The organism is Bremerella cremea, assembly GCF_039541315.1.
Taxonomy (GTDB): Bacteria; Planctomycetota; Planctomycetia; order Pirellulales; family Pirellulaceae; genus Bremerella; species Bremerella cremea.
Window position 1 is genome coordinate 1361855 of sequence record NZ_BAABFZ010000005.1, and the last position, 13230, is coordinate 1375084.

Sequence of the window (13230 nt, forward strand, 5' to 3'; positions counted from 1 at the left end):
ACTTAGTTCTGGAATGAACGAGCACAATTCACATGCTGATTACAAGTTCGTTCAGTACAAATTCAGTCAAATTGGATTCCGACATGAGGTTCCTGAGCTTTAAATTGCTGCAAATTCAATTTCGAATCCGCAAGGTCACAATCTGCAACACTCAGTTCGCTTGACAACACTTAGCATTTAAGCAATTTCAAACCGTACTCGTACTGAACATTGCCCTCACCAGCATTATGAAAAGCTGAAACCGATCCATCCTGCGAGATCACGAACGCAAAAGAGTCAGGCACCGACATCACCCAAGTCAATGCTGACTGATGCCGTGACCCACGATTTTCAATCACATTACTGTATTCGTGCTGTACTCCGAGGCCATCGAAAAAGCGTATTCCCTCTGGAACCTCAAGCTTCGCGATAATTGAATTGAACGCCACAACCTTGAGATCAAAGTCAACTAGGATTGCGCCGTCCATTTCGGCCAATTGCCCTACCATCGAAACACACTTTTCAAGAATTGAGACCAGAGAAGAAATGCGAAGACCGTACTTCGTTTCTTCCCCCAACTGCATTTGCTGCATCGCCCCTTCATCGCTAGTGAGGTCAGCCACTAAATCCCAATAATTCACGAGTGACTTGTGCAATATGTCGCAGTCAGTTGCTCTCATAGATGAAAATTGAGACTTATCAAATCCGCGGCTAATGAGAATCACTCCTCCATGACCATTTCGATGAATACTCGCGGCGAAATCGTTGAAAACGTCCTGCAATGACTCTATGACGCCTCGCGTTAACGGCGACAACTTGGACTCAACATGGTTGGCGAGCAAATTTACGATGGTGCAGTCTTTGAATAGATTCTCCTCTGATGCCTCGCCGGCTTTGTAAACCATCGCGACACTGGCATTCGACACTGACAGATGCCCAGGACCTGAAATGGTTAACTGTAGTGGATTGCCTAATCTAAACGAAGCGTATCCGAGTTCCCGACGTTCATCCATGATATTCATGTGAATGCCGTCAATTGACATTTTGCCGTTTCTACAGATGCAACACAAATGACTGTCGGAAGAAACAGCATGTGCGAGCTTCGAAATATGTTGAGCAGTCGGCTCAATGGACTCTTTGAACGAGAGACTGAAATCAGGCTCTTCTCCGCTGCGGTAGCACATCAAGGTCACACCAGGCCACCTAGACTCATCCGTATTCATGCTCGCGTAAAACATCGCTTCAACAAGTGCAACTACTGAATCATCTTGTAGTTCCAGATTAAATCGCTCGGGCAAGGACTGCTGACTCTCGCGAAATCTTTCGGCAACAAGTTTGGCAAATTCATCAATGTTTGTGACGTCGGTCATAACGCTAATCAGTACCATCATGGAAAATACGAAGTCGGAACGCGATATCCCAAGGTGTTTCTTGATAGGTTTCTGCTCGGAAAACTTAACACCGCGCTCCCGCTATGAATAAAGTACCATCAAATTGATCAGACACTCACCCTGGTCAGCAATTTCGGTTGATAGGATCGACCCCGGAGGATAGGCTTCAATTCTAGTTGTATCCCTTAGCTAATAGCAGTAGGGACACTGTATGACTACCGAACCTTTGCTCCGACTATTCTCCGTCCCAGTCTTCGTCCCCAATGGCGATCCAGACGGCTGCGATTGGTCGCAAAGTCAAACTTGACAGGTATTGGCGTTGTCTTCATGGGCTACAAAAAACTCTCCCAACAGCTAAACATCCTCGAAAGGTATGTTACTGATCAAAAGATCAAGTTGGCGGACGACGCTCCAACTGTCGTTCAATTAAATGTCGTACGCGAGTTCTTAAAGGACCAGTCTTCTCTTAAGGAAGAGCAATTATTGATAAAGTGGAATCCACGTTTCCGCGAATTTTACGAGGCCCAAATCGCTATTGGTAGACTTAGCGGCGTCATTGCAGAGTTGGTCGAAAAACAAAGGGCGCAACTTGCAAAGTACTTAAAAATCATTCTAGGTGGAGGAATTTCCCAAGGAGGACATCCAGAACAGGCGAGAGATTATTTCTACGAACTGTGGCTTGCCAGCGTGCTATCTGAGGCCAATTTTACCGTCTCCCTTGAGGAACCAGACATAGTCGTAGAAGGTAACGGCCTGACCAAAAAGATTGGCATTGCTTGCAAGTATCCTTCCAGCGAGAAGCAAATACACGCGCATCTCTCGAAGGGATATTCGCAACTCGAAAAGCATAATTTGCCTGGATTTGTAGCGTTGGGGATCGACCAAATTGTCATCGAACAAGCCAACCTCAAAAGGTACGTCGATTTCAATCAAGGCGCTGGAAACCCCGTGGATGTCCTTTCTGCCCACGCTTCCAGTGAGGTCAAGCGTATCGTTGAGGAAAGACCGACAACGTTCCCATCCGAGGTCCCTGCCGACGAAGTAGTAGTGACGATTACACTAGGTGGGCATTACGGCACACCTGCCAAATTGACGGTAGCAACTGGTACTGCCATTCATTGCACCTCGACTAGCCAAATTAATTCAGACATGCAAAAAATTGCAGCTTGCGTTGCGGGACTTCCCAGGGAGGCGTAGTGTCAGTTCTGGTTCTACTCAAACGCCCGTAGGCATTCCTGCAAATGGGCGCCACTCCGATCGATACTCCGTAAGGACGTCCTCGACGATCACAACTTATTCTTCTTATAATTCTCAGCCTGAGCGTATATCTCTTCGTAAACCTCATCTCGGTCAACTGGCGGATAGCCATGATCGGCCAGTACCAGGATCAGGTCGACTTTCAACTCCGCTTTGATGTCATCCCGCTTGCTCCAGTCGGTGTACTTCACTTTGTCGTCGACGACTAGCTTCACGGCCTTGGCCAGCTCGATCAGCTTGTCTTCCGGGTAGGTGAAATCGTATTTGACCGCCAGGCTCTTTAGGATGTCATAGAATGCCTTGTCCTCGAGGGCGATGCCCAGGTCGCCGAAGGAATCACGCTCTTCTTTCACGGCACGAATCAAGTCGACGATTTCGCTCGAGAAATCATCCAGTACGTCGCTGACCAGCACATCCTCTTCGCTTCGCTCGTTGTACCGGTCGACCAATTCGCGGAACTTTTTCGCAAACTCGATTCCCTTGATTCGGTTCGTCTTTTTGAAGTCCTCGATCGCCTTAGCCAACATCTGCTGCAACAATTTGATCTTGGTATTGGGAAGTTTGATCTTCTCGATCTTGGCCAGGTAGTCCTCGTCAAAGATGTCGATTCCGTCGACGTTGCCCAGCTTGAAGATCTCTTCGACGCCATCACTCTTCAGGGCTTCGGCGATCATTTCACGCACGCGGGCATTCATCTGGGCCGCGTCAGGGGCGTTCCCCTTGGTCAGCTTGAAAACGATCGAACGTACCGCCAGGTAGAAATGAATCTGGTCGCGTTCCGCCTCGCTCAGTGCTTCGCTGCCGCAACAGATGTCGTAGGCGGCCTTCATTCGCTTGACCAGCGCCATGAATCGCTTTTCGATCTTCTCAGTCAGCTGAACGTACTCGGCCGCTCGATTCAAACAGTTCAGCTGCTCGACCGAGTTGCCTTGGAAGTAATCGGTCGCGTCGAACTTCTGAAACACCTGCCGAAGCAGATCCAAATGGTCCTTCACCACGACGACCGACTGGGCGATCTCTTCAATGTTCTGCTGGTCGGCCTGGTTGTAGTGGGCCATCGCCAGATTCATTTGGGTTTTGATCCCGATGTAGTCGATCACCAGGCCTTTCTGCTTCGACTTAAACTTCCGGTTCACGCGCGAGATCGTCTGGATCAAGTTGTGGCGCTGAATCGGTTTGTCGATGTAGATGCTGTCCAAGGCAGGCACATCGAAGCCGGTCAGCCACATGTCGACGACAATCGCGATTTTGAAATTCGATTTCACGTTCTTGAATTGGCGGTCGAGTTCCTTTCGGTAGTCCTTACTTCCCAGCAAATCGTAAAGCGCCTTCTCGTCATCCTTGCCGCGCGTCATGATCATTTTGATCCGCTCCATCGGCTTGATCTTCTTGCGCTCGATATCGGTCAGCTCGACTCCCTCCGCACACTCGCGAACTTCGTTCCACTGGGGACGTAGGGCAATCACTTCCTTATAAAACGCCCACGCAATCTCTCGCTTGCTGCAGACGAACATCGCTTTCCCCTCGACCGCCGCGCCCTCTTCGACTCGTTTTTCGTAGTGGGCCACAAAGTCCGCGGCCAAGGCTTGAATGCGCTGGGGGTCTCCCAGGATCGCGTTCATCTGGGCCGATGCCTTCTTACTCTCTTCAATCTGATAGTCGCTGGCCCCTTCGTCCGCACAGCGATCGTAGTACGCCTCAATCTCTTCCAGTTTCTGGTTGTCCAGCAGCACTTTCGCAGCCCGTCCCTCGTACACGATCCGGACGGTGATTTCGTCCCGCACCGATTCGGTCATCGTATAACTGTCGACCACTTCGCCAAAGACATCCAGCGTCGCGTCGATCGGCGTGCCGGTGAAACCGACATACGTCGCATTGGGCAATGAGTCGTGCAAATACTTGGCGAACCCGTACGTCTTCCGGACGCCCGTGTTGGTTGTCTTAATCTTCTGATCAAGATTGATCTGGCTGCGGTGCGCCTCGTCAGAAATGCAAATCACGTTCGTACGATCGGTCAGCAGTTGCGTGTCTTCGGTGAACTTGTGGATCGTCGTCAGAAAGACTCCGCCACTCTTGCGACCTGCTAACAGTTCTCGCAAATGCTCTCGGCTTTCCACGCTGATGACCGTCTGGTCGCCAATGTAGTTCTTGGCATCGGTGAACTGTTTCGAGAGCTGGTCGTCCAGGTCGGTGCGGTCGGTAATCACCAGAATCGTCGGGCTCTCGAACTCGAGGCTCTTCATCAACAGCCGCGTCAAAAACATCATCGTATAGCTCTTGCCGCAGCCGGTCGCGCCGAAGTAGGTTCCCCCCTTACCATCGCCGCCTGGTTTGCGATGCTCCAGAATGTGCTGATACAGTTTCTGGGCCGCGTAAAACTGCGGGTAGCGGCAAACGATCTTCACTTCCGCTTTCGAAACGTCGGGGAAGTGGATGTAATTCTGGATCACCTGCCGCAGTCGCTGCTGATCGAACAGACCTTGCAGCATCGTGTGCAGCGAGTTGATGCCGTCCCGCGTGACCGTCTCGTCCCCGGTGATCTTTTGCCATGTGTAAAAGAACTCGTACGGGGCAAACAGCGAGCCCATCTTGTTGTTCACCCCGTCGCTGATCACGCATAGCGCGTTGTACTTCATCAGCTCCGGAATATCACGGGCATAGCGCACTGTCAGCTGCGCATACGCATCGTGCAAAGTCGCGTCTTCGCGGATGGCACTCTTGAATTCAAACACAACCAGCGGCAGCCCGTTGATATACAACACGAGATCGGGAATCCGTTTCTCGCGTCCTTCGATCTCCAGTTGATTGACAACCTTATAGATGTTGCCGTCGCTGGCCTGGTCCGCACCGGGATAGTCGATCAGATAGATGTACAGGTCTTTTTGATTCCGGTCTTCGCGTTTGAGCGAGAACCCGTCCGAGACCCATTTGCAGAGCGTTTTGTTCGAGTCGTACAGGTCAGCAGCGTTCAGTGCATCGAGCTGGCGAAGGATCGAGTCAATCTCGCCATCGGTGATGTGGTCGGCCGCATAGCGTTTGGCCAGAAAGGCCCGCAAGTCAGCACGGATCAGAACATCACCGGGAGCCCGCGAAAGGTCACTGCCAAGCGTGACCGGGTACCCTTGATCGGCCAACAACTGAATGATCGCCGCTTCGAGCTTGGCTTCGGTGAATCGCTGCGTTGTACTCATAAGCTTTCTGCCACCAGCTTTTCAGCGTCGGGAATGCGAAGCTCGCCGGAGAGGAGTTTGGGGAGGAGGGTGTCGCGGAGTTTGGTGAGAGCTTCGGAACCATTCTCATTCCTGTATCGCTTATCGCACCAATCTTTGAGGAGGTTGCCAAACTCTTCGAGAATGGCGTTAGGTGGCACGCAAACGGGGATCGAATAAAAATCCTCTCGACTGGTGGATGGGATGGCGGAGCCAGAATCCATGCCGTTGATATCGAGCTTAAGGAGTTCGTAATAGGCCCATTTCAATTCAAATGGATAAATTGGTCTTAAGTAGAACGCCGTATCAATCACGAAGAACGGATCGGGAGAATAGTGAACACCTCTGTAAGCGCCTTTTCTACCTATGATAATTCCGGCAGAGTCGCACAACGGCGTATCGCACCAGCCGATCGATCCGTTCGTTCCCCAAACTCTGACAGAACCAACTGAATCACGGTAGCCTTTCAGACTTTTACCATATTCAAGGGTTGCAATTTCGCCCCATTTCTTGATGTTCCACGAATTCGGCACCCACCCCATTTCGTCGTCAAATACAAACGCATCCGGAAACAGTTTCTGAATCTCATCAGGAAGCGGTTTACGCTGATCCCCAAGGGCACGACGCGTTTCGGCTCGGGCCCGCAGCGGTTCGGGGATGGGGTTGCCGGCGGCCAAGGCATTGTCGATCACCGGATCAAAATCGACAAACCAGCTCTTGAACAACGCCTGAGCCATCGACTCCAGCGTCTCGTCCATCCGACGGTTCAGCTCGATCTTAGCATCCAGCGTTCCTAGTATGTGAGCGATACATTCTTGGACTCGGATAGGAGGTAATGTCAAAGGCAATCGACGAATCGTTGGCAGATTCGTGTAGCCTTGCACCGAGCCGGACTTGTACGCGGCTAATGTTGCTTTAAATTTCGGACTCGTGATCACGTACAGCAAAAAGTCTGAATCGAGCGTGCCTTTATTGGGACGGATGACCGCGACGGCACTAGACACGCCAAACCTGTCTTCACTTTTGTACCGATACGCATTTCCGAAAGTGCCAATAATTCCAGTTAGCACATCGCCATCTTCGAGCCGACGTTGGGCTTTGCCAGTTTTCGAGAAGAGTCGTCCAAAATCCTCTTCACTTATGTAGTCGACGTTGTCCAGCAATAACTTTCCCACGCCGATATTCTTGGATGTCAAATAGAGGATGCCATCACTTAGCCTTTCAACTTTCGCGTGTGCCCCATCCGTAACGTAGCAAGTGTCTCCAATGGTAGTTTCCAAGAACCTACTTCCCATAACCCAGCGCCTCCAGATTCTTCCGGATCGCTTCGTCCAGCTTCTTCGCCTCTTCCATCTGCCCGTACAACGTACCCGTCAAGTCATTCATCTTGGTTTCAAATGGGATACCATCGTCTTCGATCGCGGCCGCGCCGACATAACGGCCAGGCGTCAGTACGTAGTCGTTGGCCTGGATGTCGGCCAAGGTCGAGCTTTTGCAGAAGCCGGGTTTATCCTCGTACTCGCCATCTTTCGCTTCGCCCCGCCAGGCGTGATACGTCCGAGCAATTTCCGCGATGTCAGCTTCGGTCAACTCTTTATGCGTTCGGTCGACCATGGTGCCGTGGTTCCGGGCGTCGATGAACAGCGTTTCGCCCACGCGGTCGCGCTGGTTCAGTTCACTATGCCCTTTCACCTGGCGGGCCTTCTTGCTTTTGGTCAGAAACCAGAGACAGACCGGGATCTGCGTCGTGTAAAACAACTGCCCGGGCAGGGCGATCATGCAATCGACTAAATCATTTTCGATGATCTTCTGCCGAATGGCTCCTTCGCCGCTGGTGCTGGTCGACATCGAACCGTTGGCCAGCACAAACCCAGCCACGCCGCTTTCGGACAGCTTGCTGATCATGTGCAGGATCCAGCCGTAGTTGGCATTGCCTGCTGGTGGCACGTCGTAACCGCTCCAGCGCGGATCGTCGGTCAGCTCGTCCGCGCCGCGCCACGCTTTTAAGTTGAACGGCGGATTGGCCAGGATATAGTCGGCCTTCAAGTCAGGATGCTGATCCTTGAAAAAGGTATCGGCGGGGACTTCCCCCAGGTTGGCCGAGATGCCACGAATGGCCAGGTTCATTTTGGCCAGCTTATAGGTCGTGCTGGTTTGCTCTTGCCCATAGATGGAGATGTCTTTCTGGTTGCCGCTGTGGCTGGTGATAAACTTCACCGACTGGACAAACATGCCGCCACTGCCGCAGCAAGGGTCATAGATCTTGCCGCTATACGGCTCGATCATTTCGGCCAGCAGATTGACCACGCACTTAGGCGTATAGAACTCGCCCCCACCTTTTCCTTCGGTGGCTGCGAACTTGCCCAGAAAGTACTCGTAGACCCGCCCGACGATGTCTTGTTCCGACTCTCCCTGCTCATCGGCCACCGTATCGATGTTATTGATGCTGTCGATCAGGGCCGCGAGCTTGGCCACGTCGATCCCCATCCGCGAGAAGTAGTTATCCGGCAGGGCTCCCTTGAGGGAAGGATTACTCTTTTCGACCGCGTGCAGGGCACTGTCGATGCGAACGGCGATATCGTCTTGCTTGGCCTGCTTAACGATGGTCGACCAGCGCGAGTCTTCCGGCAGGTAGAAGACGTTCTGCATGGTGTAGAACTCGACCATGTCGACGTAGTTGGCTTTGCCTTCGGCGACCAACTCAGCCCGACGCCGCTCAAACCGGTCGCTGACGAATTTCAGAAAGATCAGCGAGAGCACAACGTGCTTGTACTCGGACGATTCGACCGTCCCGCGGAGCTTATCGGCGGTGTCCCAGAGGGTTTGCTCGAAGGACTTCTTCGCTTTGGTTTCTTTCTTCGGGGCCTTCGATTTCTTAGGAGCGGCGTCTGTCTTGGTGGTCGATTTCTTGGCCATAGATGTCTATCAAGGACTAGGGAGGATCGTCGTGTGCGTTGCAGATGAATCTGCTTAGGGTACCAAATAGGTGGTATTCTAACACGATCCTAGCAGGGTCTGCTGAGGCAAACGAAGGTCAGAAAAGCCTTTCCTCAGTGGGCCTTTCAAGCCGTATCGTTTGGCGAATCTGGTCCCGTCAGGCTGTTAACCCAAGACGCCTACGAATGAGAGAGCGAGAGAGTCTCTCCATCGAGTGTGGCAGATTGCCATGAGTCGTCGCCAACAGGCGATCGGCAGAGAACTCTCCGAGAGAGCCCACCACATCGCAAGTTCTTACCAGATAGCCGCCAACGAAAAAACGCCCAGAGCTTGCACTCTCGGCGTTTGTCGTTAACTGGTTTGTCGGCTGAAAATCCGCTTCAAAGAAAGGCTCCCCCGGCAGGACTCGAACCTGCGACAAGGCGGTTAACAGCCGCCTGCTCTACCAACTGAGCTACAGGGGATCAGATGAACAGCTAAGTTTACTTCTTTCCCTTTTCCTTTCAAGGGCACCCCGCACGAAACTTTTTGGTACAGGATGGGGCGAAGTTCTGGTCGTATCGAACAGGACAGGCTCGCCTCAGGAAGGGTTCGCTGAGGGGGCGATTTTACTTGCTCGAACGCTCCTTGACCATCCGTACGGAGTTCCCTTTTTCGTTGTACTGAACGTCGGTCATGTAGGCCTTAATCAGCATCACGCCGCGTCCCGAGGGAACGTCCAGATTCTCGTCCAGGGTTGGGTCTGGCACGTCGTATGGATCGAAGCCAGGACCTTCATCGGTGATGTGAATCAGAACCCGTTCTTTGCCGACGCGCATGTCGACTTCGACCGACTTGTTGGGATCTTGCTTGTTCCCGTGCTTGATAGCATTCACTAGCGCTTCTTCAGCCGCCAAGTGGATCCCGAACGAATCGTGCGAGGCCCATTCGGCGCGGTCAAGTTGGGCAAGCAGTTCCTTGATGAGTCGCTGCCCTTCCGCCGTATCACTAGGAATGGTTTCCTGATTGGACCATAGCCAGTTGTTGTCGTCGCCCATAACTGAGAGCAATCACGAATGGAGGGAGTGTTACGGGAAAAGCCAGTCAGGGATTCCTTCTTCCCGACTGATGTCTGCTGGCCGCTACGCAACGCATCGAAAGACGCGGTGATAGCACTAGTGTAGCCGTAAAGTCAGTTTACGGAAAACAGGGAGACCTCAATTAGCCGCGAAAGGCAGCCAATGCGTCCGGAACGTCGTCTTTAATATCAAACAACTTGTTCAGACGGGTGATGGCAAACACTTCCATAATCTCAGGACGAATATTGCTCATCTTCAGATGCCCATCCTGCTGTTTAACCTGCTTGTCAAGGCTAATCAGTTTGCCCAGGGCCGAACTCGAGAGGAATTCGACATGGGAGAAGTTCAGCAGGATGTTCCGCTTCTTTTCGACCTCGACCAGGTCGCTGAACTCTTGGCCGATTTCCTGAATCTGAACGTCATCCAAGATCTTGCGATCCTTGAACTCAACGACGGTAACGTCGTCCACCTCGGAGACTTTGAGGCGTTTTTGATCCGACATCGTATTCATTTCCTTTAACCTGAAGACTTCGCAGAATTCTAACGCAGCAGGAATCGTCGACACAAAGGAAAAACAAGCATTCTGAGAAACTTACAGGCCAGCAGAGCGCCAGAATCGTCTCAAACGCTAAACCCTATGATAATTTTCACTTACGTGCTGTCAACGACCAAACAGCGTCCGTTGGGCTCCGAGAAACTGGGAACCCTAGCAGATTTATGGACTTAGTTGCCTCGTTTGCCGTCGAGAACAACGTGCGTCATTAGCAAATAGTTGCCACCTCGATATTCGGTCACCGTTCCGGTGACCACCCACACCAGCTCTCCGGTCGATGATTCCTGGGCCTGAACGACCCGTTCCATCATGCGGTTCTCGAGAATCTTCAGCGAAACCTGATCGCCATCGAGATTGAAGCTGAGTCGATCGCCAATCCACTCAAACGAGCCCTTGGTATCGACCACTTCGGCACCTTCGCGGAGCCGCTTCGATTTCTTCTCTTGCTCTTCTGCCATCCGCGCCCGGTCCGAGATCGGTGTCGCTCCTTCCTGGCCAGAAACGACGGCACCTGGCAGTATCAGCATTGCTAATAATAGAGCCGCGATTCCAAGAATCGAGCAGAGATTAAGCGGGGATTTCATCACGGTGGATCTCACAAATTCACTTCACGCCGAGGGACTACGAAAGTCTAGCTTCCATTTTCCTTGTTGCGTTCGGAAATCATTGAGGTTGCCAAATGTCATCGTCCGATCTTGGACCCCACCCAGAAGCAGCGGCTCGATAATCGACGTAACCACCTTGTCTGTCATAGGTTAAACCAGCCCCTAGGCAAAACCTCGCACGATGCTGGCACAGAGGGTGCAATCTATTTCGCCTGTCAGGTTCTTCGATCCCTTCTTCGACCGGCAGGCACTAATGTTCGACGCGATTCCTTCCACTTCGTTTGCGCCCCTGGTGATTGCGTTTTTCTTCGCGATCAGCGGCATCCTGGCGGTTGCGACCGGTCAGGTCTTTGCCCAGGATCTAGATGCCAACGCAATTGTTGAACTCACCACTTCCAGCGGACGAACATTCCGCGGCACGATCTCGCCGAAAAGCGACTTCAACGCGGTCCATCTGACAACTAGCCGAGGGTCGATCTCTTTAACACGCCCAATCGCTTGGACCGCTATCCGTCAGTTGACGATCGATGAACAACCAAGCTCGTTTGAGAACCTGGCAGCCCTGATCAACCTCGTCCATCGAGCCAATAACGTGGAAGAAGCCGATACGGGATTGGTGACCATTGGTCCGAGCCCGCTTCCGCGAGAGCATGAAGTTTCGGTCGAGCAGATGGAAGCGAGCCCTGAGTCGACGCCTCCGGCCAGTCTTTCGGCCTGGGCTACCTTCAAAAACTGGGATAGCGATCCGATGATCGACGGGCTGGAGGTCACCTTCGCGGCCGAAGATGAGCATGGCAATCCGACATCCGTCCGCGGCCACTTGGAAGCAGATCTGTATACATTCCAAGGGGAACGATATCTGGACGTTCCCCAGGGCCAGGGCGCCCAGTTCCGTAAGATCGGGACTTGGCGGATTTCGCTCGATCAGACGTTTGCCCGCTACGATTCCCGCGTCGCTCGCCTTCCTTATCAGTCCCCTTCACCAATCAAAGACGGCAGCATTTCGCCGTATGGGACCCTGATCGTGCGACTGGTAGTGCCGGGGCAAGGAACCTTTACGACCAGCCTGGACGACGTCCGATTGCGGCCATACAGTTCAATCCGAGATGCGAATCAGCTGCGCGGAAACCCTCGCTATTTCGGGCACGAAAATCCACGTTACGTTCCCCAGGCTCGGCCGTAGCATCGACCTTCCAGCAAAAGAGTCTGGGGAGTGATTACCCAGGCTTGGGCATGGCCAAGCTATGCAGTACCAGGACTGCCCCCATCGAGATCAAAGCCCATCCTAACCACTGGGGTGGTTTGATCGTCTTCTTAGCCGAAACGATATTGGCATCTTCTGCCGCGGCAACAAACGCTGTGGGCACATCGCTGGCCTCGGCCGGCTTGGCGGCAAAACGTTTGGCCAGAAAATGGCTTGCCTCTTGGGTCAACGTCACCGAGTCGACCATTCGGAACTGAATGCCCAACGCGAGGAGGACAATCCCGATCATGAAGTATTGATTGCGGTTGATTTCCACGATCTGCTCCGCCGAATCGCTGCGAACTGCACTGAGAATGGGGTGGGACGGAAGATCCGTCATATCTTCTATTCGAAGAGTTTCGTAGCTGATACTCAGCAATTCTTGAGGACCACCGTTGGTAGGTTCTGTGCGGATTGCTCCAACGAGAACGATCAATCCGGAGACACGGGTCCGTAAGGCACCAAAAAGTGCGGGACACCCGCAAATCTGAATTTCCTCAGACGCTTCTCTTTTTCTCTGACCTACTTATGTAAAAACGTGCATTGTTTCGTGCGCGTTTGACGTCGTTTCAGACAGGGCTTAAGTCACATGAGTACACCGACACCTTCCCGAGGTCGCGCACTGGTTTGCGACGACTCGATGTTGATGCGAAAGCTGGTTATCGACTCGCTGGCCGAAGATGGCTGGACGATCGTAGGCGAAGCGCAAAATGGCAAACAAGCGCTCGATCAATACAAAGCCCTGAAGCCGGACGTGGTGACGCTCGATATTGTGATGCCTGAGTTCGACGGCATTTTCGGGCTCGAAAACATTATGGAATATGATGCCAACGCCAAGATCGTCATGGTCAGTGCGTTGAACCAGACGACCCTGGTCGCCGAGGCCGTGCGTAAAGGGGCTCAAGACTTCATCGTCAAGCCGTTCCTGCCGGAACATCTACAAGAGACTTTGCGACGCATGGTCGACGCCAATCTGCCAGCCTAACCGCCCGGTTGGG

General features: G+C 52.6%; 11 protein-coding genes and 1 tRNA gene. 3 read left to right on the top strand and 9 right to left on the bottom strand.

The genetic code is table 11. From position 1 onward, the window contains the following. Positions 1-170: 170 nt before the first annotated feature. Positions 171-1349 (bottom strand): putative sensor domain DACNV-containing protein, encoded by a 1179-nt coding sequence (locus tag ABD890_RS22405; protein ID WP_345094752.1) that lies wholly within the window; start codon positions 1347-1349, stop codon positions 171-173. Positions 1350-1697: 348 nt separating this feature from the next. Here ABD890_RS22405 and ABD890_RS22410 point away from each other — a divergent pair, with 348 nt between their 5' ends. Then, complete coding sequence (locus ABD890_RS22410; RefSeq protein WP_345094754.1) at positions 1698-2567, top strand: hypothetical protein; 870 nt, start codon at positions 1698-1700, stop codon at positions 2565-2567. A gap of 89 nt (positions 2568-2656) precedes the next feature. Here the strand turns inward: ABD890_RS22410 and ABD890_RS22415 are convergent, their stop codons facing one another. The 7 genes from ABD890_RS22415 to ABD890_RS22445 all read right to left on the bottom strand — a co-directional run bounded on the left by ABD890_RS22415 (position 2657) and on the right by ABD890_RS22445 (position 10968). Beyond that, entirely contained in the window at positions 2657-5818 is a 3162-nt protein-coding gene (locus ABD890_RS22415; protein ID WP_345094756.1) for a type I restriction endonuclease subunit R, read from the bottom strand. Further along, positions 5815-7116 (bottom strand): restriction endonuclease subunit S, encoded by a 1302-nt coding sequence (locus tag ABD890_RS22420; protein ID WP_345094758.1) that lies wholly within the window; start codon positions 7114-7116, stop codon positions 5815-5817. The genes ABD890_RS22415 and ABD890_RS22420 overlap by 4 nt, the downstream gene beginning before the upstream one ends. A gap of 4 nt (positions 7117-7120) precedes the next feature. Beyond that, positions 7121-8752 (bottom strand): type I restriction-modification system subunit M, encoded by a 1632-nt coding sequence (locus ABD890_RS22425; RefSeq protein ID WP_345094760.1) that lies wholly within the window; start codon positions 8750-8752, stop codon positions 7121-7123. 412 nt (positions 8753-9164) lie between these two features. Beyond that, positions 9165-9237 (bottom strand) — tRNA-Asn (locus tag ABD890_RS22430). 144 nt (positions 9238-9381) lie between these two features. Continuing rightward, complete coding sequence (locus ABD890_RS22435) at positions 9382-9810, bottom strand: ATP-binding protein (RefSeq protein ID WP_345094762.1); 429 nt, start codon at positions 9808-9810, stop codon at positions 9382-9384. Positions 9811-9973: 163 nt separating this feature from the next. Then, a complete protein-coding gene (locus ABD890_RS22440; RefSeq protein ID WP_345094764.1) occupies positions 9974-10333 on the bottom strand; it encodes an STAS domain-containing protein in 360 nt (119 codons plus the stop codon). A gap of 221 nt (positions 10334-10554) precedes the next feature. Beyond that, complete coding sequence (locus ABD890_RS22445; RefSeq protein WP_345094766.1) at positions 10555-10968, bottom strand: hypothetical protein; 414 nt, start codon at positions 10966-10968, stop codon at positions 10555-10557. 274 nt (positions 10969-11242) lie between these two features. Here ABD890_RS22445 and ABD890_RS22450 point away from each other — a divergent pair, with 274 nt between their 5' ends. After that, the gene (locus ABD890_RS22450) at positions 11243-12172 is read left to right on the top strand and encodes a hypothetical protein (protein WP_345094768.1); all 930 of its coding nucleotides are present in this window, start codon (positions 11243-11245) and stop codon (positions 12170-12172) included. Positions 12173-12206: 34 nt separating this feature from the next. Here the strand turns inward: ABD890_RS22450 and ABD890_RS22455 are convergent, their stop codons facing one another. After that, entirely contained in the window at positions 12207-12572 is a 366-nt protein-coding gene (locus tag ABD890_RS22455; RefSeq protein WP_345094770.1) for a hypothetical protein, read from the bottom strand. 249 nt (positions 12573-12821) lie between these two features. Between ABD890_RS22455 and ABD890_RS22460 the strand changes: the two genes are divergently transcribed. Then, positions 12822-13217 carry a response regulator gene (locus ABD890_RS22460; protein WP_345094772.1) on the top strand — a complete coding sequence of 132 codons (396 nt, stop codon included), beginning with the start codon at positions 12822-12824 and terminating at the stop codon, positions 13215-13217. Positions 13218-13230 lie beyond the last annotated feature (13 nt).

Bases quoted from the DNA above. Each gene is read 5' to 3' on its own strand.
- ABD890_RS22445 (WP_345094766.1), bottom strand. From the start codon at position 10,968: ATGAAATCCCCGCTTAATCTCTGCTCGATTCTTGGAATCGCGGCTCTA.
- ABD890_RS22460 (WP_345094772.1), top strand. From the start codon at position 12,822: ATGAGTACACCGACACCTTCCCGAGGTCGCGCACTGGTTTGCGACGAC.
- ABD890_RS22440 (WP_345094764.1), bottom strand. From the start codon at position 10,333: ATGTCGGATCAAAAACGCCTCAAAGTCTCCGAGGTGGACGACGTTACC.
- ABD890_RS22410 (WP_345094754.1), top strand. From the start codon at position 1,698: ATGGGCTACAAAAAACTCTCCCAACAGCTAAACATCCTCGAAAGGTAT.
- ABD890_RS22435 (WP_345094762.1), bottom strand. From the start codon at position 9,810: ATGGGCGACGACAACAACTGGCTATGGTCCAATCAGGAAACCATTCCT.
- ABD890_RS22405 (WP_345094752.1), bottom strand. From the start codon at position 1,349: ATGACCGACGTCACAAACATTGATGAATTTGCCAAACTTGTTGCCGAA.
- ABD890_RS22455 (WP_345094770.1), bottom strand. From the start codon at position 12,572: ATGACGGATCTTCCGTCCCACCCCATTCTCAGTGCAGTTCGCAGCGAT.
- ABD890_RS22415 (WP_345094756.1), bottom strand. From the start codon at position 5,818: ATGAGTACAACGCAGCGATTCACCGAAGCCAAGCTCGAAGCGGCGATC.
- ABD890_RS22425 (WP_345094760.1), bottom strand. From the start codon at position 8,752: ATGGCCAAGAAATCGACCACCAAGACAGACGCCGCTCCTAAGAAATCG.
- ABD890_RS22450 (WP_345094768.1), top strand. From the start codon at position 11,243: ATGTTCGACGCGATTCCTTCCACTTCGTTTGCGCCCCTGGTGATTGCG.